Here is a 20,786-nt window from a genome sequence, read left to right as displayed (position 1 = left end):
TGTTTAAATTCATTGAATCGAAAGGATGCCGGTCATGGAAAGACAAAGCAGTTTTGAGTTCGATACGGTGCTTCGGAACGCACGCGTGGCAACGGCGTCCGATGTCTTTTTGGCCGACATCGGCATTCGTGACGGCAAAATCGCGGCGCTCGGGGCGAACTTGCCATCCGCGACGCACGAGATCGATGTCATGGGCCGCGTCGTGACGCCGGGCGGGGTCGATGCGCACTGCCATCTGGATGAACCGATGGAGCCGCCGCTGCGAATGGCTGACGATTTTCTGACCGGAAGCCGCGCGGCGGCCTGTGGCGGAACGACGACCATCGTGCCCTTCGCCGTGCAGCGTCGCGGCACTTCGCTCGCCGAAGCCGTCAAGGCGTATCACGCAAAGTCCGAGGGGCGGGCATGCATCGATTACGCCTTTCACATGATCGTGACCGATCCCACCGAAGTCCTGCTCAAAACGGAGCTGCCGCATCTCATCGAGAACGGCTATACGTCCTTCAAGATCTACATGACGTATGAAGACCTGAAGCTCGATGATTTTCAGATCCTCGATCTGCTGGCGGTCGCGCGCCAGTCGGGTGCCATGGCCATGGTGCATGCGGAGAACTCCGATTGCATTGAATGGCTGACGCGCAAGCTGGAAGCCGTGGGACGTACCGCACCGCGTTTTCACAGCCACGCGAGGCCGATGCTGGTGGAGCGTGAGGCGACACACCGGGCGATTGCGCTGGCGGAACTGATCGACGTTCCGATTCTTATCGTGCATGTGTCGGGGCGTGAAGCCGTCGAGCAAATTCGTTCGGCACGCGGCAAGGGGCTTTCCATTTACGCGGAGACCTGTCCGCAGTATCTGTTCCTGACCGCCGACGATCTCGGTATCGACGACAGCTATCACGGGGCCCGTTGCGTGTGCAGTCCGCCGCCTCGGGACCGGCAAAATCAGGAAGTGATCTGGAACGCCATCAATGAAGGTCTCTTCTCCGTTTTCTCGTCGGATCATGCCCCGTTCCGGATGGACGGCGTCGACGGGAAGCGCCCGGGCGGGCGCGAACAGCCGTTCAGGCATATTCCGAACGGCATGCCGGGCATTGAAACGCGCATGGCGTTGCTCTATTCGGAGGGGGTTCTTGCGGGACGCATTACGTTGCCCCGATTCGTGCAACTGACGGCCACGGGCCCGGCCAAGGCTTATGGCCTTCATCCGAGGAAGGGCGCGATTGCGATCGGATCGGATGCCGATCTCGTGATCTGGGACGAGCGGGCGAAAACGATTGCGAATGCCGACCTCCACCACGGGGCCGACTACACCCCTTATGAAGGGATGCAGCTCAAGGCGTGGCCGGGGCTCACCATGAGCCGGGGCAAGGTCGTGTGGGACGGTGAGTCGTTCACCGGCGAGCCGGGGCACGGGAAATTTCTGCGATGTGGCTCGCCGACCCTCGGACCCCGTCCTGGTCGCGGTGCGGGGCCAGGTTTTTTCGATGAGGTCTGAGCGCGCGTCGTTCTTGTCGGGGCGGTCGTGCTGCGGCAAAATGAGCAGCCTTGCGCGTGCGCACTGCCCGCACATTTTCTGGCCTTCGCCACGACATGACCGACTCCGCACTCCTCTTCGAGCGTCACCGTCCGCGCCTGCAAGCGATTGCGTATCGCATGTTGGGCGCCGTAGCGGAAGCCGAGGACGTCGTGCAGGATGCATGGCTGCGCTGGCACAACACCGACCCGCATGCGGTAGAGAGCGCCGAAGCGTGGCTGGTCACGATCACGACACGCCTGTCCATCGACCGCCTGCGCGCGGCCAAGGCCGAGCGCGAGCACTACACCGGCGTATGGCTGCCCGAGCCGGTGCTGATGGCCGAGGCGCCGCCGACGCCGGAGCAGGTACACGAGTTCGCCGAAGACGTCTCCGTCGCCTTTCTCTACACGCTGGAACGTCTCTCGCCGGACGCTCGCGCTGCCTTTCTGATGCGCGATGTGTTCGACGCCGAGTATGACGACATCGCGCAAACGCTGGAGAAGACGCCCGCGGCCGTCCGCCAGCTCGTACGACGCGCGCGGGAGACGTTGCGCGACGGCAAGCCACGCGAGTCAGTGCCGCGCGCCACGCTGCATCGTTTGCTGACAGCCTTCGCCGACGCGATGCAGCGCAGCGACTTCCATGCGCTGCACGCGCTGCTGAGCGACAACGCAGAACTCATCGGCGACGGTGGCGGCAAGGTCTCGGCTTTCAGCAGCCTGGTCGGCGGGAAGCGGCTCGCGCAGCTCTTCTTCGCGGGCACGCGTCGTTATGGCGACGCGCTGCGGGTCGAAGTGGCACTCGTCAACGGCGAATGGGCGCTGCTACGCTTCATCGATGGGCAACTGGAGTCGGTGCTCGCATATGAGACCGACGGCGAACGCCTGACGCGCATTCTCGCGCAACGCAACCCGGACAAGCTGGCAGGGATCGCGGCGGCGCTGGCACGGCGCTGAGATGGCACGCGTCTGAGGTGGCAGGGGCTACGTCCGAGCGACACATCCCATGCGACTCGTCTGACACGAGGTAAGGCCTCGCGAGATTTTTTTCATTCGATGTCACAAATCGATCCGGTGGCTCGTCTTAGCGGTATGGTCAACAAACCGCGGGTTTGCCATCATGTCGATATCCCTCTCAATGCTGCCGGTCAAACCCTCCGTCACGGGGCCGAGCACGCTGCCCGGCCGGGCTGGCACCGATCGTACCCATCGCGCTGATTCGCTGGCGGACAGTTTCGCCACAAGTTATGCCGGTGTCGTGGCGTTTCTCGCCGTCGTGGCGGAAGGCAACTTCGTGAAGGCTGCCGACCGGCTGGGCATCGGCCGCTCGGCGGTCAGTCGCAGCGTACAAAAGCTGGAGGCGCAGTTGGGCGTCCGGCTATTTGTGCGCACCACGCGCAGCACCTCGCTCACGCCCGAAGGACAACGTTTTTACGATGAATGTCATCCCGGCGTGACGCGCATCGTGCAGGCGCTCGACGACATGCGGGAGCTACGCGAAGGCCCACCGTCCGGGCGATTGCGCGTGTCGTCGACGGCGAGCTTCGGCCGGCAGGTCGTAGCTCCACTCCTCGCCGGATTCCGTCGTGCGCATCCGGATATCGCTATTGAATTGTTGCTTGACGACGCACCTGTCGACCTGGCCGCCGACGGCGTCGATATCGCGTTTCGCAACGGCCGCATGGAAGACAGTCAGGTCATCGCGAAGCAGGTGATTCCCATGCAGATGGTGTTGTGCGCGTCGCCCGAATACGTCGCCAGACATGGATTGCCGACGAGTCTTGAGACGCTTGCCGATCACAGTTGCGTGAATTACCGGCTGGCGTCCGGTCGATTATGCGAATGGGAGTTCAGGAAGGGCGGCCGTCCGCTCAAGGTCGCGCCGAACGCCATGCTGACGTTCAACGATGCCGATCTGGTCCTGCAATCGGTGCTGGACGGTCAGGGGATTGCGCAGATGGCGGCCTATCAGGTGAGCCACCATCTGCGTGCAGGAACGTTGATGGCATGCCTTGCGCAACACGCGCCCGACGACTATGGGCACTACTTGTGTTTCCTGAGCCGTCAGCACCTGCCGGCCCGGATGCGCGTGTTCATCGACTACATGACCGAGCGCATCCGCTCGCTGGACTTGCAAGTCTTCGACGGGGTGCTGCTGAAGCAGGCGTAAGCCGCAAGCTGACGCGTCGCGTGGGCGACGACCGGCGATAGCCGGTGTCGTCGCCGGTCGCCGTGACGCGTGTTCAAGCGAGATTCGCCTTGTCGAGGCCGTATGCCTTGTCGGCCGAGCCGGGCACCGTACGGAAGCCGACGTTCAACCGATTCCAGCCGTTAATGGCCATGACGGCGAAACTGAGGTCGGAAATTTCCTTCTCGGACAGGTGCGCACGCACTTGCTCGTAGACGTCGTCGGACACCCCGTGCGGGGCCAGCGTCGTCAGGGCTTCGGTCCATGCCAGGCAGGCGCGCTCGCGCGGGGAAAACAGCGGGGATTCGCGCCAGATCGCCACGTGATGCAGGCGAAGCTCGCGCTCACCGCGAATCTTCGCCTCTTTCACGTGCATGTCGAGGCAAAAGCCGCAGCCATTGATCTGCGATGCGCGAATCTCGATCAGGCTCAGGATGGAGGATTCGACGGTGCTCGACTTCAGCAACATGCCGAACTCGACAAATTTCTTGAAAAGCTCGGGCGATTGGGCGAAAGCGTTCAGACGTTGACTCATGGTGGCGACCTCGATGGGGTGACGCGTCCCGACACGGTTCGGTCAGGGCGCTAAGGCATGAAACAGCCTCTTCATCTTAGGTGTCGACACCGAATGACAGAAGATCCGGCGTGGGGCGCACCATGTTGCCCTGGCGGCAACAATCCCCCGTCCGAAGCCTGTCACAAACCATACCGGGATAACGACTTGCCTTCCTAAGCCAGCGCTGTGCGCAGACACTGGCAATAGTTCTCGACGCCACGGATACCATCATGATCACGGCAACACGACAGGGCGAGCCATATGGCGTCCAATTGACCAATGGGCGTTGTCTGGTGTCCTCGGATACGCAAAAGGGTGGGAAAGGTGGGCGTGCGGGCATGCGACCGCATGAGTTGCTGGAAAGTGCGCTTGCAGCGTGCATTCGTATGTCCATCGATATGGCTGCCGAGCGCGCAGGTGCGACACTTCCCGCCGTCACAGTCGAAGTGACGATCGACAGGCAAGACCACGAAACCGCATTCGACGTGTCTCTTCACTTCTCGACAGCACCCTCCCCGGCGCACGAGTCACTCGCTCGTGAGGCGGTGCGAGCATCACCCGTTGCGCAGACACTGGGCAAGCCCATCGCGATTCGTCCGGCGGCAATCGTCACGCCTTGATAGGGGGCATTTATCATGGGCGACCAAACCATCGAAGCCCTCTCGTCGGCAATGCGCCAACTTGCACCGATTGGCGGGATGCTATTGAACTGATGGGTGATCGGTTTCTGGTCCCCGACGTTTGCCTCGTTGACCTGCCTGATCGAATATTCCAGACACGGAGAATCTACGCTTGCCTGCTCCATCGAAACTGCTTTTCCTGCCGGGCGCATCCGGAAACACCGCGTTCTGGCAGCCGCTCGCGAGTTTGCTGATCACCCCCGCCAGCAAAGTCATCCTTCCGTATCCGGGGTTCGGTCAGGAGCCCCCGGCACCTGATGTCAACAACATCGACGATCTCGTTCGAAGGGTCGTCTCTCACATCGACGAACCCACGGCCTTGATTGCTCAATCGATGGGAGGGGTGTTAGCGATTCGCGCAGCGCTGGAAAGGCCTGATCTGATAACCCATCTTGTTTTGACGGTGACGTCTGGTGGCATCGATACACGCGCGCTGGGTGCGGCAGACTGGCAAAGCGGATTTATCAATGCCAATCCGTCTTTCCCGAACTGGTTCACGTCGTTCACCGCTGACCTGACTGACGAGCTAAGCCGAATTGCACAGCCTGTCCTTTTGCTTTGGGGAGATGCCGACCCGATCAGCCCGCTAGCGGTTGGCCAGCGGTTGCGCGAACTGCTGCCTGACGCACGGTTGCACGTTGTCCCAGGGGGTAATCATGATCTGGCGCATGAGCACGCGTCGGAACTCGCGGGCCTTGTCGATGCCCACCTATCGCGGATCCGCGCGGGTGACTAAGGTTGGTGTTGCATCGTTTCGGTGTCGCACTCGCTAATCGTGGTGGGCGCCCGCGCGAGTTTGACTGCGACTGTCCGGGCCGGTCGAATCCGCGGCAAAAGGTGATCATTTCGCCAATGCATTTGTGATAGATTCCCCAGGCAGCATTTGATGCTGTTTCGTTCTCAGGGCGGGGTGAAATTCCCCACCGGCGGTAATCGTATAAATATACGTAGCCCGCGAGCGCTTCTTGGGATGTCATTCCCTGGAAGGTCAGCAGACTCGGTGTGATCCCGAGGCCGACGGTTAAAGTCCGGATGAGAGAGAGCGGGGTTGTGGGTTGCGTGCCTCGAGCGCGCGGCTTGGCCCTGTGCGCCCGTTTAATTTCACACAGGATCAACCCATGACCCAACTTCAAAATCCTTCCGTTGTTTCCGGTCGTCGCATCGCTTTCGTTCAATCCAGTTGGCATAAGAACATCGTGGACAATTGCCGGGCTGCTTTTGTTCAAGGCCTGGCTCAGGCAAATATCGCCGAATCCAACTGCGATTTCTTTGAGGTGGCGGGGGCCTTCGAAATTCCACTACACGCGAAATTGCTGGCGAAGACCGGCAAGTATGCGGCGATTGCCTGCGCGGGATTGGTCGTCGATGGTGGAATTTACCGCCACGAGTTTGTCGCTCAAGCCGTTATTTCCGGGCTGATGCAGGTGCAACTTGAAACCGAGGTTGTCGTCTTGTCTGCGGTTCTGACACCGCATCATTTCCACACTTCGGATGAACACAACAACTTCTTTCGAGAGCACTTCTTGGTTAAGGGCAGAGAGTTAGCGCACGCATGCTCTGACACCATCGAGAAGGTGATGTCGCTGAAAGATGAAGCTTTCGGTGGAATGAAGCACGCGGCCTGAATGGCGTCCGCGCCTTGCCGAACCGGGTAATTCAACAAAAGGAAAAACGGACGTTCGCTTCAAATCGAACGTCCGTTTCTTGTATCGTCGAATGTCGCTTTCCACATCTGAACACATGCCAGCCCGACTTCCTGCTCCCGGCGCAGTCCTTTTGCTGATTGATTTGCAGCGCGCGATCGACCACCCCAGTTGGGGCGAGCGAAATAACCCCGATGCCGAGCGACAAGTCGGCCGATTGCTGGCTCACTGGCGTTGCCAGGGTTGGCCTGTCTGGCACGTTCGGCACGACTCCACAAATCCCGCGTCTCACTACCGGCCGGGCCAGCCAGGACATGCATTCAAGCCAGAGACAGCGCCGGTGGCGGGGGAACTGGTCATCCCGAAGCAGACGAACAGTGCGTTCATCGGAACCGACCTGGAAGATCGGCTTCGAGCCGGAGGCCTCGACGCGTTGGTTGTGGCGGGCGTCATCACCAATAATTCAGTGGAAGCCACTGTCCGCATGGCCGGTAACCTTGGTTTCCAGACATGGCTCGTGTCTGACGGCTGTTTCACGTTTGCGCGGACAGACTGGAACGGGACACAACGAAGCGCCGAAGAGGTTCACGCGATGTCACTCGCCAATCTGGACACCGAATATTGCACCGTCACGACTGCCGATGCGTTATTAGGCACGGTTAGTTAAAGCAGGTTTGCAACGGCCGTTCGACGTCGGGAAAACGATACTCGAAGGGTGACTTGCCGAACGTCAAGTCGGGGTGGAAACAGTTTTCAGAAGTGACCAAAATCGGCCGGAAGCGGTCCCCTGCGCCAACGCGTCTTTGCTTCCGGACGTTACCGCTATCGTCGTAGTGTTGCTGCCATCCTTGTGCACAAATCCCTTGTGGCTGGCCGACTCCTGAATCAGCGTGCCGTCCGGGATGGGTTGACGACGACAAAGCCCATCAGCAACTCCTTTGGAGCGTGGTAGATTAGTGAACCTAACTTATAAGACCTTGGTTTATGGCAACGGCAACCATTGTGCCTTCGCTCTCCTCTTGTCTTGGCAGAATGTGGCCGGGTGAGAGGCGCTTTGCCGAACGACTTGAACAGAAGCTGGATGACGATTACAAGGTTTGGTACGACGTGCGTATCGCCTCGCTCGACAAATATCCGGACTTTGTAATCCTACACCCATCACATGGGTTGCTTGTGCTCGAAGTGAAGGATTGGAGACCAAGCACCATCAATGTTGCAACGCCAGGCGATTGGATCATCCACGGTGATTTTGGTCCGAAAGAGGTCACTAATCCGCTTGAACAGGCCAGGCGTTACATTACGGGTATCGTCCGCGCCCTCGAGCGCGATCCGCAGCTTGTGAATTCTCTGGGGCACCCGTATCAAGGGAAGCTGCGGTTTCCGTGGGCGTACGGTGTGGTGTTTCCGTTCATGACGCGTAAGCAGTTCATGGATGGGCAGTTGGATAATGCGATTCCGCTGGATCGTGTGATCTGCTCCGATGAGATGACTGAATCGGAGGATGCAGAGCGTTTTCAGGAGCGCCTGTGGAACATGTTCCCGTATCGGTTTCGAGATAAGTTGACCTTGCCGCAGATCGACCGGGTGCGCTGGATTCTCTTTCCAGAGATTCGCGTCTCGGCCAAGCAGCAGGAACTGTTTGGCGATGAGCCTGAGTTGCCAGATATTATGGCAGTGATGGACATGCAGCAGGAGCAGCTCGCACGAAGCTTGGGGGACGGTCATCGCGTTATCCACGGCGTGGCGGGATCTGGCAAGACGATGATTCTTGGTTACCGTGCCGAGTACCTCGCCGGTGCGTCCGAGAAGCCCGTTCTGATTCTGTGTTTCAGTGAGCCGTTGTCCAAGCGGTTGAAAAGTTGGATGGAGGCCAAGGGCCTGTCGGAGAAGGTATCCGTTCGCCACTTCCACGGTTGGTGCTTCGATCAACTAAAGGCTTACAACCAGCCTCGGCCCAGTGCGGAAGGAGATGCATTCTTTCCAGCGTTGGTCCAGCGCGTGATCGACAGTGTCGACCGTGGACATATCCCGAGCAATCAGTACGGTGCCGTGCTGATTGATGAAGGGCACGATTTTGAGCCGGGTTGGTTTAAGCTCGTGGTGCAGATGATATCGCCCGAGAGCAATCACTTGTTGGTGCTGTATGACGATGCGCAGTCGATCTTCAAGCGGTCAAGCCACCGAGGTTTCAGCTTCAAGAGTGTCGGTGTGCAGGCTCAGGGGCGCACGACGATTCTAAAGATCAACTACCGCAATACTCGGCAGATTCTCGAGCTGGCAGCGCTGATTGCCAAGGACATCCTAGACCCGAAGGCCACCGATGACGATGGCGTACCGCTGATTCGTCCGGTTAGCTGTGGGCGTGACGGCCCCCCTCCACATCTTATCAAGCTGCCATCCATCAAAGACGAGGCGATTGAGATCGCTCGCTGCTTGGAGCAAGCTCATCAACAAGGAGTTGCATGGCAGGACATGGCGATCGTCTATCGTACCTGGTCGGTAGGGCAGACCTGTGTCGATTCATTGGTTCGATCCAAAATTCCGTACCAATGGCAGCAACGTGATAAGAAGTCCTATTCACCGACTGCCGATGCCGTGACGGTGCTGACCATGCATGCCAGCAAGGGACTCGAATACCCCTTTGTTGCGATCCCTGGGGTGGGGCTGCTGTCGACTGAAGCAGCCGATCTCGAACAGGAGGCGAGGTTGTTCTATATTGCAGCGACGCGGGCCACCCATCAATTGGTTGTGACGGGCAGCGGCGAGTCCCTGTTCGTGAAGAGGCTGTTTCCAGCAGCCCCACAACCCACCGTGAACTGAAAGGCCGCATGGATCAACGTGTTCGTCCAACAATTCGCAGGCAGGATCTTGACCATGTGAAAGGGATTGTCCGAAGGCTGACTACCCGAAAACGCCCAGAGCGCCCTAAAAGCCGGTGGGTAGCACGTGTAGAGAATGCCGAGAAGCTGGTCCGTACCCTGGGCGTGATTGGCCTGCTTGAATGCGTGGTGCTCGCTATCGTGAGCCGCATCTTCGAGAGCCCTGCGCTGGCACAAACCGTCCTTGCCATGAGCATTCTGGTCACGCTGCTGGGAATTGCCTTGCTCATTTCCCCCGTCGTGCTCTCCGTCCCATTCTTCCGAGCGTTGTACCGAACGCCGTTCTCGCCTTTGCTCGAGGCCTTAGATGACGACATGGCATTGGACCTGCCGATGGTGCTGGAGTTGACGGAGTGTGACGGTGAGGCTGTCGAGTATGTGCTTGCGCACTACCGACATCAGCGCAACGCATTTGAGAAGCGAGGGATGATGCTGGCGGGGGCGTTGGACAAGATTGGCTTCTTCCCCGCCCTTGTTGCCTTTGCAATGCTCATGATCCCGGCATGGGGGCATCTCAATGCATGGGTCCAAAGCTTTGCGTTGCTTGTGCCCGCGTTCCACTTTCTGAACCTGCTCAGCTATGGGCTGACGCAAGAAATGGATCGTACGATTGCGTTGCTCGAGTACAGCCTCACTGCTCGCAAGCGAGCCGGCCGTTAAGCCAGCCGCGCCGAGTTCTGATCGAGCATCAGAAGATGCTTGATCCGCAGCTCGCTATCCACGAACCAGTCAAGCACATTTCGCAGACGCGGGGAGTCGTCGATCTGGAACGGTCATAGTCTCGTTCTATCGAACCGGCGACCCATGCATGGCAGATTTCTGCCACGCGAACAGGCTGTCGCAATAGGTACTTGCTAACCAGGGTCACAGCGAATGTAGCGGTTGGGGCGAGTTCAAGCGACCGCTTGCCTGACATCCAGCGTTAAAACGTGGCGGGTTTCAAAAGCCGCTCCATCCTCAATACCGGCCATCGCAGGTCGATAGCAGCGACTGCCTCATGTGGGCCGAACAGCTTCACAAATGACCGGAACCGGCCAGTAGCGGACGGTCGAGATAAACTCTGATTCTTAAATAGATATCGGATAGCTGTCTTCCTATGCCTCGAACCACCGTAGACATCGCCCGTGACATCGCTACGTTTACTCCTAGAGAGGACAACTGGCTTTCCTTGGATTCACTCCTTGTGGAACTCTGGCAGGCGGGGCATCCGGAACAGGCGATACCCGAGCTTCTGGGTCTGTTCGAGCGCTACCCAGAGGAGGATGGTTGCGGCGTGATGTGGAGCGTTCTACACGGACTGGAGTCGCTGCCAAATTATGAACGAGAGCTTCTTCGTTCCCTTATGCGACAGCCCAGCGAATTTGGCGTCCTCATGGTTGGCCGACTGCTTAATGCAGGCATACAACATGTTGGGGACGCTTCGCTAGTCGACACACTGCATGAACTGGCGTCCACGGCGGAGTCCATGCTCATTCGTGAAACTGCGATAAGCTTTGTATCCCAAAACAAGTGAATGAATGATCGCAGGAGACACTTCCCTCAAATATTAATGGCTGCTTTAGGGGGAGCGCTAACTGGCTGTTGTGGGGCGGGAACGGCCCTCCGCATCCGTCGGCAATCGGCCCAAAGCCGCCGTTCATTCTCTGCGGCATCACCCACATCATTCCGCTGCACTACTGGGGTCGCTCGCCGCAGTGTCCTTTTCCGACGGCCATCGGTTTTCGAAAACGTATTCGTCCAGCGGGGCGCGAGACGCCCAGCCTTCCTGTTCCAGCATCGGGGCGTTGTAGAACTCGGTCACGTGTCCGAGGCAGAGAATTGCGACCGGCTTTGCACCCGCTGGCATTTCCAGTAGTTGCGCGACCTCGTCGGGATCGAAGATCGACACCCATCCCATGCCCAGACCTTCCGCGCGGGCGGCCAGCCACAGGTTCTGAATCGCGCAGGATACCGAGGCCAGATCCATCTCCGGTAACGTGCGTCGGCCGAAAACGTGACGCTCGCGTCCGTCCATCAGCGCCATCACCAGGATCTCGGCGCACTGCTGCATGCCCTCGACCTTGAGCTTCATGAATTCGTCGCGGCGAGCACCGAGTGCGTCAGCCGTCTTGTGCCGCTCACGTTCGACTGCATCGTGCAACGCCGAACGCAGGGCGGGTGACGTCACCCGCACCACGCGCCAGGGCTGCATGAAGCCAACGCTCGGGGCATGATGCGCCGCGTCGAGCAGTCTTGCGAGGACCTCGGGATCGACGGGCGTCGGTACGAAATGGCGCATGTCGCGCCGCTCGTAGATCGCGCGGTAGACGGCGGCGCGTTCGCGTTCGCTAAAAGGCTGTGCCATGAAAGAGTGCGGCAGTAAGCGCCGGGTTCGACGGCCAGTAGCCGTGCAGATAGCTCGCCACGATCGCGCCTTGACGGTACACCGGCTCACCCGTCGTGCTGGCAGCGCTGCCGGGCCGTGTCGAGTGGTAAATCGGCGCCATCGACGTGGCCATGCGCGTGTAGTGAAAGGTGTGCCCCCTGAGCGTGCCGTGCGATGTCTCCAGCGCCTGCATGCCGAGACCGGCGAGGCGCTTTTGCAGCGTGGCGTGCCCGGGCAGAATGCCCAGCATGGATGTCGAGACGCCGTCAGCATCCGTCAGCTTTTCCAACAGATACAGCATGCCGCCGCACTCGGCCACGATGGGCTTGCCTGCCGCCGCATGCGCACGCACGCTCGCAGCGCTCAGCGCGTTGCCTGCAAGCCGCGCCGCATGCAGTTCGGGATAGCCGCCGGGCAGGAACAGGGCATCCGTCGCGTCGGGCACGGCATCGTCCGCGAGCGGCGAAAAATACGTCACATGTGCACCCATCGTCTCCAGCAGACGAAGGTTCTCCGGGTAGATGAACGAGAACGCGGCGTCACGCGCGACGGCAATGCGCTTGCCGTCGAGAGATTTCGGGATGTCCGGCATCGCGTCCAACGTCGGCGCGTCGAAGCTGACCGGCGGCGGGAGGTCGGCGAGTGCGGTGCCGGCGAGCGCCTGCGCGGTCGCGGCAATCCGGGCATCGAGCCGATCGATCTCATCGGCCTGATGCAGGCCGAGATGTCGTGCGGGCAGCGTCATCTGCGCCGATGTCGCGAGATGCCCAAGCCATCGCAAGTCCGTCGGCATGCCCTCCTGCAACAACTGCGCATGACGCGGCGAACTCACGTGATTCGCGAGCACGCCATGCATCGGCAACCCCGGCCGGTAGTGGGCGAGTCCCGAGGCAATCGCGCCGAACGTCTGCGCCATCGATTTCGCCGAGATGACCGTGACGACGGGCACACCGAACGTCATCGCCAGATCGGCGCTGCTCGGGGTGCCGTCGAACAGTCCCATCACACCTTCGATGAGAATCAGGTCGGCCTCGCGCGCAGCCTCCGCCAGCAGGCGACGGCATTGCGCAACGCCCACCATCCACAGATCGAGCGTCTGGACGCACGCCCCGCTGGCGCGCTCGAGAATCTTCGGATCGAGAAAGTCGGGACCGGTCTTGAAGACGCGAACGCGGCGTCCCTGCTCGCGATGCCATTGCGCCAGACCGGCCGTGACCGTGGTCTTGCCCTGACCGGACGCAGGCGCACTCACGAACAGCGCGGGGCACGACGCCATGATCAGAACTCGACGCCCTGCTGCGCCTTCACACCCTGCTCGCGATACGGATGCTTCACCAGACGCATCTCGGTGACGAGGTCCGCCGCTTCGATCAGTTCGTCCGGCGCATGACGGCCGGTGACCACGACGTGCTGCATTTCGCCACGTGCGGTGAGCACGCCGAGCACTTCGTCGAGCGGCAGATATTCGTACTTCAGGACGGTATTGAGCTCATCGAGAATCACCATGCGGTAGTTGCTGCTCTCGATCATGTCGACGGCCGCTTGCCAGCCCTTGCGCGCGGTAGCGATGTCGGCGTCGCGGTTCTGCGTGTTCCAGGTGTAGCCGTCGCCCATCGTGATGAAGTCGCACTGCGGGTGGCTGCCGAGAAAGTCACGCTCGGACGTATGCAGCGCGCCCTTGATGAACTGCACCACGCCAATGCGCTGGTCGTGACCGAGCATGCGCACGGCCATGCCGAACGCCGCCGTGCTCTTGCCCTTGCCGTTGCCCGTATGTACGATCAGCAGGCCCTTTTCGGTCGTCGCGGCAGCTTGCTTTTTTTCGTGTCCTTCGCGACGTCGCTGGGTCATGCGCAGGTGGGATTCGCTATCTGTCTTCATCGTTTCGTGACTCCGGTTGAGCGTCGTGCTGAGGGTTGTCTGAGGCGGCGTTGGTGGTCGTCACCGCGATGGCGACGGTGATGCCGTCGTCGGCGTATTTTTTTTTCGTGAGCAGCGTGCCGCCGGACGATGCCAGCAAGGCGCAAGGCTCGCATACCGCGCGCACACCCACGTGGGCGAGCACGGTGTCGGAGCGGGGCAGTTGGGGATGCGCGTCGAGACACGCCTCGATCTGCGCAGGCGCATAGCCTGCCAGACGAATGCCGTGGCGCTCGCAGAAGCGCACGAGAGCCAGATCGCCGACCTTCTTGTCGAGCGTCGCGAGGGTGTCGACCTCGGCAAGCGAACGCGCGCCTAGTGCAGCGAGTACCGCGGCTTCGATCTGCGCTGTCGTCACGCCTTGCCGAAAACCGATGCCGAGGCTGAGCGGGCGCTGCGCCGTGGGGCGTCGGGAAATCCCGGCGATCTCACTGCCGGCATCATCACCGTCGATCATGCCGGGGCGCTGCGCGAGCGACACCACGTCGCCGATCACGATGATCGACGGTGAACCGATGGTCGCCGCACGGACCTCGGCAGACAAGGTGTGCAGCGTGGCAATAACGTGACGTTGCGCCGGGAGCGTTGCCGACTCGATGGCCGCGCACGGGGTGTCCGGCGACATGCCCGCTTGTTGCAACTGATCCGTGATGTCTTGCAGACGGCGAATGCCCATGTAGATCACGAGCGTCAGGCCCGTGGCCGCGAGTGCTTGCCAGTCCGGCTCGTCGTCGCCTGCGCTGTGTCCCGTCACGAAAATCACGCCCTGTGCCAACCCCCGATGAGTGACGGGGATGCCGAGCGTCGTCGGTGCCGCAATGCCGGCGGTTATCCCGCCCAGGATCTCGACGGGCACTCCCGCCGCCTGCAACGCTTGCAGTTCCTCGCCGCCGCGTCCGAACACGAAGGGGTCGCCGCCTTTCAGGCGCGCCACGCTTCGGCCTGCGCGAAGGTGCGAGAGCATCAGCGCGATGATCTCGCGCTGCGGCGTGGACGCATGCCCGCCGCGTTTGCCGACGTAGACGATCTGCGCGTGCGGCGCGGCCATCGCCAGAATGCCGGGATTCACGAGATCGTCGACCAGCACGACATCCGCCCGGCCAAGCGCTCGCATGGCCTTAACGGTGATGAGTTCGGGGTCGCCCGGTCCGGCGCCGATCAGCCACGCACGACTCATTGCGGGCCTCGTTCGGCGTAATCGTGGTGGGAGACGTGCAGGTCGAGCAGGTCGTGCATCGGGCCGCACGAGACGAAAACGGCACCCGACATGGAACGCGATGCAGGACGCAGACGGGCCACCGGGACCGGGGCAGGACGATGACTCATAAGCGGGACGACGGGGGAGGGCATGAGCGGTCGGCTGCGGTGCGCAGAACGAATGCGCGGTAACGCCCTTCATGCCCCTCATCGAGGGAGCAGGGGGACCGAAAATTTGGTGGCGAGGATACCACAGGCCCTGTGCGGCTCGCTTCGCGCCCGTCTGCCCCGCCGGCGTTCCGATTGTGGACAGCCGGAGGGCAGCTTGAGGGCGGCTTGAGGGCGGCTTGGGGCCGTCGTCTCGCCTTGACGGAGCGGTATCCGGCACCTACACTCGCGGCTAATCTGGTGCTCGCGCACACGTTCAGGCGTGCGCAGTTAAACGGGAAACAGACGGGCGGCGCGCCCCCTCATGGGTTCGACGCGACGCCCCAGCCTGTGCTGCCCCCGCAACGGTGAAACGAAGGTGCCGCAGTCATGCGGCGCCAGGCCGACTTCAACCCCGCACGTGTTTCGCGGGGCGAGACCACTGCGCCAATGCCCTCACGGGCGGCGTGGGAAGGTGAAGCGGCCATTTCGTCAGCCCGGATACCGGCCGGAGAAGACGATTGGCACTGCGGGTAGGCGGTGTGCAGTCAAACCTTCAGTTTCGCCACGTTTCCTCCGCTTTCCCGATGCAGCCGTCACCGGCGGCGCGGCCGTGTCCTGCCGGACAGGTCGAATGCCATGCCGGCAATACCGACGCACCGACGACCGGGCCGGAAGAGGCGTGTCACCACGCTTTGCCTTATTCCATGTCGACTTCCATGCGCAAGATCCCCGTGACCGTGATTACGGGCTTTCTCGGCAGCGGTAAAACCACGCTGCTGCGTCACATCCTGTCCAACAACAACGGCCTGCGCGTCGCGGTCATCGTCAATGAATTCGGCGAACTGGGCATCGACGGCGAAATCCTCAAGGGTTGCGGCATCGGCTGCGACGACAACGGTCAGGAGACCGAGGGCCAACTGTACGAGCTGGCCAACGGCTGCCTGTGCTGCACCGTCCAGGAGGAGTTCTTCCCTGTGATGGAAGCGCTGGTGGAGCGTCGCGACCAGATCGACCATGTGCTTATCGAGACGTCCGGCCTCGCGCTGCCCAAGCCGCTGGTGCAGGCGTTCAACTGGCCGTCGATCCGCAACAGCTTCACCGTCGACGCTGTGATTACCGTGGTCGACGGTCCTGCCGCCGCCAGCGGCCAGTTCGCCGAAGACCCGGTGGCGGTCGACGAACAGCGCAAGGCCGATCCGAATCTCGACCACGAATCGCCGCTGCACGAACTGTTCGAAGACCAGTTGAGCGCGGCGGATCTGGTCATTCTCAACAAGACCGATCTGCTCGACGACGCGGCGCAAGCCAGCGTGTCGGCCCTGATTCGGGAAGAGCTGCCTGCGCACGTGAAGATCGTGCCGGCGAGCAACGGCAACCTCGATCTGAGCGTGCTGCTCGGGCTGAACTCGGCCTCCGAGGAAACCATCGATCAGCGTCACGACCATCACGGTTCGGCGGACGATGCGGACCACCATCACGACGAGTTCGACTCGGTCATGGTGTCGGCATCGCTCACGGCACCGGCGTCGCGCGACTCGGTCATCGCCGCGTTGAGCCAGTTGGTGCAGAACCACACGATCTACCGCGCCAAGGGGTTTGCGGCGTTGCCGGGCGCACCGATGCGTCTCGTGATTCAGGGCGTCGGCAAGCGTTTCGACAGCTATTTCGACCGTCACTGGCGCGATGGCGAAACACGCGGCAGCCGCTTCGTGCTGATCGGCGAAGACCTCGACGCCGAAACGCTCCAGCGCGAATTCGACGCGGCACTGGGCGCAAGCGCCACGTCGTCCACGTCCACCGCAGCGGCCTGAGCCGGGGAAGACGCGTCGCATGCATCTGTTACGGACAGTCCCCGGCGGCTTTGTCGATGACGCCGCCGGCGTGATCCGCATCGATCAGCAGCCCGCCGACATCGTGGTGCTCAGCTCGGCCGACACCACGCTGTCGTTGCTCGCGAGCGTGGTCGAGCGGCTCGGCGACGATTTCCCGAGCCTGCGGCTTGCCAACGTCACGTATCTGCGGCAACCGGCGTCGGTCGACTTCTATGTCGACGATGTCTTGCAGCATGCGCGCGTCGTGGTGGTCGATCATCTGGGGGGCGAAGCTTACTGGCCGTATGGCATCGAGCGGATCGTGGAACTGGCACAGCGTCGCGGTCAGATGCTGGTGATGTTCTCCGGCGACTTGCAGGAAGATCCGAACCTGACGGCGCTGAGCACGGCAAGCCCCGAGTTCTGCACGCGCCTGTGGCGCTATCTGCGTCAGGGCGGACCGGTCAACGCCGAGGCGTTCCTGCGTGCCATCGCGTGGCACGCGCTCGGCTGGGGCGACGAACCGCCGCTGCCGGTCGCGGTGCCCAATGCCACGCTGTACCACCCGAATCCGCGATCGCCGACCGGAGTCGCCACGATGGACGACTGGCAGGCCTGCTGGCATGCCGGGGCGCCCGTCGTCGCCATCCTGTTCTACCGCGCGCACTTGCAGGCGGCGAATACCGGCGTGTTCGACGCCCTGATCGATGCACTGAGCGCGCGCGGTCTGAATCCGCTGCCGATCGCGATTACGTCGCTCAAGGACGCCCTCAGCCGCGACGTCGTGCAGCAACTCTGCGACACCTACGACGTCTCGCTGGTCCTCAACACCACGGCCTTCTCCACCTCAACGCCGGAAGATCCGCGCCAGTCGCAGGTCTTCGGCAGCGACGCGCCGGTGTTGCAGGTGATTCTCAGCGGCGGTAATCGCGACGATTGGGTCAAGGACAATCAGGGCCTCAACTCCCGCGATATCGCAATGCACGTCGCGCTGCCGGAAGTCGACGGCCGCATCATCACCCGGGCGATCAGCTTCAAGGGCCTCGACTATCGCTGCCCGCGCACTGAAGTCGATGTCGTGCGTTACCAGCCGGACAAGGAACGTGTCGCATTCGTGGCCGAACTCAGTCGCCGCTGGTGCCTGCTGCGCACGAAGCCCAACGCGCAGAAGCGTCTTGCGCTGGTGCTGGCGAACTACCCGGCGAGCGAGGGACGCATCGGCAACGGTGTCGGACTCGATACCCCGGCGTCGGTCGTCGAGATATTGACCTTGCTGCGCGACGAAGGCTACCGCGTCGATGAACTGCCCGACGACGGCGAGGCGCTGATGGCACGCTTGACGCGCGGCGTCACGAACGATCCCGAGACGCGTGCGTTGCGCCCGGCCTTCCAGAGCTACGCGCTCGACGACTATCTCGCGGCGTTCGCGCAGTTACCGGCAGACGTGCGCGACGCGCTGAACGAACGCTGGGGGCCGGCAGATCAGGACCCTACCGTCCGGCAGGGACGCTTCATGATCGCCGGCTGGCGATGCGGCAATGTGTTCGTGGGCATCCAGCCGTCGCGCTCTCGCATCGACGGCGATTACGCCAGCTATCACGACGCCGAACTCGTCCCGCCGCACGCCTACCTCGCGTTTTACTTCTGGCTGCGCCATACGGTCGACGTCGATGCCGTCGTGCACGTGGGCAAACACGGCAGTCTCGAATGGCTGCCCGGCAAGAGCGTGGCGCTGTCCGATAGTTGCTGGCCCGACCTGACGCTCGGCCCGCTGCCCCATCTCTACCCGTTCATCGTGAACGATCCGGGCGAGGGCAGTCAGGCGAAGCGTCGCGCGCAGGCCGTGATCATCGATCATCTGATGCCGCCGCTCACGCGCGCGGAGTCGTATGGCCCGCTTCAGGATCTGGAGCGTCAGGTCGACGAGTATTACGAAGCGCTGATGGTCGATGCGCGCCGCGCCAGACTGCTGCGCAGCACGATCCTCGAGACCATCGTTCGTCATCGGCTGCACGAGGAACTGAGCCTCGACGCCCCGAACGATACGGACGCGGAAGACGAACTGCTTACCCGCGTGGACACCTGGCTGTGCGAGTTGAAGGAGACGCAGATTCGCGACGGTCTGCACATCTTCGGTCGCTCGCCGGCGGGGCGCGAGCGTCGCGACACGTTGCTCGCGCTGATGCGTTTCCCCGTGCGTGGCGGGCAGGGCCGCGACGCCAGCCTCATCGATGCGCTGGCGAAAGACTTGCAGATCGACGATCGGTTCGATCCGCTCAAGGCCGATTGGTCGGCGCCGTGGGATGGACCGCACCCGGCGTTGCTCGCGCAGGTGAGCGATGCACCGTGGCGTCATCAGGGCGATACGCGAGAGCGGTTGGAGTTGCTGGCGACGAACTTGCTGGAGACGTTGACCGGTCAGGATGCAGCGCCTGCCGCGTCGCTCGAAGGCAATACACAGCCTCTGAGCGCGACGCGCGAAGTGCTGGCGCGAGCGCGGGACGAAGTGCTGCCGTCGCTCGATGCCTGTGGCAGCGAGGAGCTAAGGCATCTGCGGCGCGGTCTCGAAGGGCGCTTCGTGCCGCCGGGACCGAGCGGCGCACCGTCGCGCGGACGCCCGGACGTGCTGCCCACGGGGCGCAACTTCTACTCCGTCGACACGCGCGCGATTCCCACGCAGACGGCATGGGCGCTCGGCGTGAAATCGGCGCGCCAGTTGATCGAGCGTCATTTGCAGGATCACGGCGATTACCCGCGTGCCATCGGCCTGTCGGTGTGGGGCACGGCCACGATGCGCACCGGCGGCGACGATATCGCGCAGGCGTTTGCGCTGCTGGGCGTGCGTCCGAAGTGGGCTGCGGGCAGTCACCGGGTGACGGACTTCGAAATTCTGCCGCCGGGTGGCATGGAGCGTCCGCGCATCGACGTCACGCTGCGGGTGTCCGGCTTCTTCCGCGACGCGTTCCCGAACGTCATGCATCTGTTCGACGCTGCCGTGCAGGCCGTGGCGGCGCTCGACGAGCCGGAGGACATCAACCCGATCCGCGCGCGTGTGCTGCGCGAGCGCGACGCCTGGATGGCGCGCGGACTCGACGCCGACGAGGCACGCAAGCGTGCGGGCTGGCGCGTCTTCAGTTCGCGCCCCGGCACTTACGGCGCGGGCTTGCAGGAGATGATCGACAACGGCCTGTGGCAGACGGACGAGGATCTCGCGCAAGCCTATCGTGAGTCCGGCGGCTATGCGTATGCGCAGGCGAGTGCCGGTGAGCAGGCGCATGGCGTGTTTGCGACGCGTCTGGCGAGCATCGATGTCGTTTTACAGAATCAGGACAATCGCGAGCACGACGTGCTCGACTCGAACGACTACTACCAGTTTCAGGGCGGCATGACGGCGGCCGTGCGCCACTTCTCGGGGCAGCAGCCCGAGGTGTACCACGCCGACCACAGCCGCCCGGATGCGCCGCGCGTGCGCCCGCTCACCGAAGAGATCGCCCGCGTGATCCGTGCGCGTGTCGTCAATCCGAAATGGCTCGACGGGGTGAAGCGTCACGGTTACAAGGGCGCGGCGGAGATTGCCGCCACGGTCGATTACCTGTTCGGTTACGACGCCACGGCGCGCGTGGTGTCGGACCATCAATACGGACTCGTGACCGACGCCTGCCTGAACGATGCGCACACGCGCGAGTTCATGCAGCGCCACAACCCGCAGGCACTGCGCGGCGTGTGCGAGCGTCTGCTCGAAGCCATCGGCCGGGGCCTGTGGCAATCGCCCGGGGCCTACCGTGAGCAAATCGAAAATCATCTCCTGGCCGTCGGGCAGGAAATCGAACGGAGCGTGTCGTGACATCGCCCAACGAACCGAGCGCGTCTGAGACGTCG

16 protein-coding genes, 1 pseudogene and 2 riboswitches are annotated in these 20,786 nt (G+C 62.2%); of the genes and pseudogenes, 11 read left to right on the top strand and 6 right to left on the bottom strand.

Translation table 11 applies throughout. The annotated features are described in order from the left end of the window. Positions 1 to 34 precede the first annotated feature (34 nt). The 3 genes from hydA to C5N93_RS09840 all read left to right on the top strand — a co-directional run bounded on the left by hydA (position 35) and on the right by C5N93_RS09840 (position 3,688). Positions 35 to 1,498 carry a dihydropyrimidinase gene (gene hydA / locus C5N93_RS09850; protein WP_242559125.1) on the top strand — a complete coding sequence of 488 codons (1,464 nt, stop codon included), beginning with the start codon at positions 35 to 37 and terminating at the stop codon, positions 1,496 to 1,498. 95 nt (positions 1,499 to 1,593) lie between these two features. Next, positions 1,594 to 2,475, top strand: coding sequence for an RNA polymerase sigma-70 factor (locus C5N93_RS09845; protein WP_242559124.1), 882 nt, complete (start codon positions 1,594 to 1,596; stop codon positions 2,473 to 2,475). 163 nt (positions 2,476 to 2,638) lie between these two features. Next, complete coding sequence (locus C5N93_RS09840; protein WP_242559123.1) at positions 2,639 to 3,688, top strand: LysR family transcriptional regulator; 1,050 nt, start codon at positions 2,639 to 2,641, stop codon at positions 3,686 to 3,688. A gap of 73 nt (positions 3,689 to 3,761) precedes the next feature. On the opposite strand, the gene C5N93_RS09835 is transcribed toward C5N93_RS09840, so the two are convergent. After that, positions 3,762 to 4,241 (bottom strand): carboxymuconolactone decarboxylase family protein, encoded by a 480-nt coding sequence (locus C5N93_RS09835; RefSeq protein WP_242559122.1) that lies wholly within the window; start codon positions 4,239 to 4,241, stop codon positions 3,762 to 3,764. A gap of 359 nt (positions 4,242 to 4,600) precedes the next feature. On the opposite strand from C5N93_RS09835, the gene C5N93_RS09830 reads away from it, so the two are divergent. The 6 genes from C5N93_RS09830 (at position 4,601) to C5N93_RS09805 (ending at position 10,124) form a co-directional block, all read left to right on the top strand. Then, a complete protein-coding gene (locus tag C5N93_RS09830; RefSeq protein ID WP_242559121.1) occupies positions 4,601 to 4,882 on the top strand; it encodes an OsmC family protein in 282 nt (93 codons plus the stop codon). A 172-nt stretch (positions 4,883 to 5,054) separates the two neighbouring features. Then, on the top strand, positions 5,055 to 5,678 hold the full coding sequence (locus C5N93_RS09825) for an alpha/beta fold hydrolase (RefSeq protein ID WP_242559120.1): 624 nt from the start codon (positions 5,055 to 5,057) through the stop codon (positions 5,676 to 5,678). A 156-nt stretch (positions 5,679 to 5,834) separates the two neighbouring features. Then, a riboswitch (FMN riboswitch) is annotated at positions 5,835 to 5,990 on the top strand. A gap of 70 nt (positions 5,991 to 6,060) precedes the next feature. Beyond that, positions 6,061 to 6,567 carry a 6,7-dimethyl-8-ribityllumazine synthase gene (locus C5N93_RS09820; protein WP_242559119.1) on the top strand — a complete coding sequence of 169 codons (507 nt, stop codon included), beginning with the start codon at positions 6,061 to 6,063 and terminating at the stop codon, positions 6,565 to 6,567. Positions 6,568 to 6,682: 115 nt separating this feature from the next. Further along, a complete protein-coding gene (locus C5N93_RS09815) occupies positions 6,683 to 7,252 on the top strand; it encodes a cysteine hydrolase family protein (protein ID WP_242559170.1) in 570 nt (189 codons plus the stop codon). Positions 7,253 to 7,569: 317 nt separating this feature from the next. Beyond that, on the top strand, positions 7,570 to 9,405 hold the full coding sequence (locus C5N93_RS09810) for a 3'-5' exonuclease (RefSeq protein ID WP_242559118.1): 1,836 nt from the start codon (positions 7,570 to 7,572) through the stop codon (positions 9,403 to 9,405). Between the two features lie 8 nt (positions 9,406 to 9,413). Further along, complete coding sequence (locus tag C5N93_RS09805) at positions 9,414 to 10,124, top strand: hypothetical protein (protein WP_242559117.1); 711 nt, start codon at positions 9,414 to 9,416, stop codon at positions 10,122 to 10,124. Between the two features lie 1,000 nt (positions 10,125 to 11,124). Here the strand turns inward: C5N93_RS09805 and bluB are convergent. The 5 genes and pseudogenes from bluB to cobA form a co-directional block, all read right to left on the bottom strand. Beyond that, complete coding sequence (bluB, locus tag C5N93_RS09800; protein WP_242559116.1) at positions 11,125 to 11,808, bottom strand: 5,6-dimethylbenzimidazole synthase; 684 nt, start codon at positions 11,806 to 11,808, stop codon at positions 11,125 to 11,127. Then, positions 11,792 to 13,105 carry a cobyrinate a,c-diamide synthase gene (locus C5N93_RS09795; protein WP_242559115.1) on the bottom strand — a complete coding sequence of 438 codons (1,314 nt, stop codon included), beginning with the start codon at positions 13,103 to 13,105 and terminating at the stop codon, positions 11,792 to 11,794. Before C5N93_RS09795 ends, bluB begins: the two co-directional genes overlap by 17 nt. A 2-nt stretch (positions 13,106 to 13,107) precedes the next feature. After that, the gene (gene cobO, locus C5N93_RS09790) at positions 13,108 to 13,710 is read right to left on the bottom strand and encodes a cob(I)yrinic acid a,c-diamide adenosyltransferase (RefSeq protein ID WP_242559114.1); all 603 of its coding nucleotides are present in this window, start codon (positions 13,708 to 13,710) and stop codon (positions 13,108 to 13,110) included. Further along, positions 13,697 to 14,206, bottom strand: coding sequence for a cobalamin biosynthesis protein (locus C5N93_RS09785; RefSeq protein ID WP_242559169.1), 510 nt, complete (start codon positions 14,204 to 14,206; stop codon positions 13,697 to 13,699). The genes cobO and C5N93_RS09785 overlap by 14 nt, the downstream gene beginning before the upstream one ends. A 12-nt stretch (positions 14,207 to 14,218) precedes the next feature. Further along, positions 14,219 to 14,926: pseudogene (gene cobA / locus C5N93_RS09780) on the bottom strand (uroporphyrinogen-III C-methyltransferase); the annotation flags it as partial. A 409-nt stretch (positions 14,927 to 15,335) separates the two neighbouring features. Then, positions 15,336 to 15,621: riboswitch (cobalamin riboswitch) on the top strand. 179 nt (positions 15,622 to 15,800) lie between these two features. On the opposite strand from cobA, the gene cobW reads away from it, so the two are divergent. After that, positions 15,801 to 16,907, top strand: coding sequence for a cobalamin biosynthesis protein CobW (gene cobW / locus C5N93_RS09775; RefSeq protein WP_242559113.1), 1,107 nt, complete (start codon positions 15,801 to 15,803; stop codon positions 16,905 to 16,907). Positions 16,908 to 16,926: 19 nt separating this feature from the next. Then, the gene (gene cobN / locus C5N93_RS09770; RefSeq protein WP_242559112.1) at positions 16,927 to 20,751 is read left to right on the top strand and encodes a cobaltochelatase subunit CobN; all 3,825 of its coding nucleotides are present in this window, start codon (positions 16,927 to 16,929) and stop codon (positions 20,749 to 20,751) included. Positions 20,752 to 20,786: the final 35 nt, after the last annotated feature.

The sequence above is a fragment of the Pandoraea sp. LA3 genome, from assembly GCF_022696215.1.
Lineage (GTDB): Bacteria > Pseudomonadota > Gammaproteobacteria > Burkholderiales > Burkholderiaceae > Pandoraea > Pandoraea capi.
Note: the sequence above shows the minus strand (reverse complement) of the source record. Positions and strands in the feature narration are given on the sequence as shown.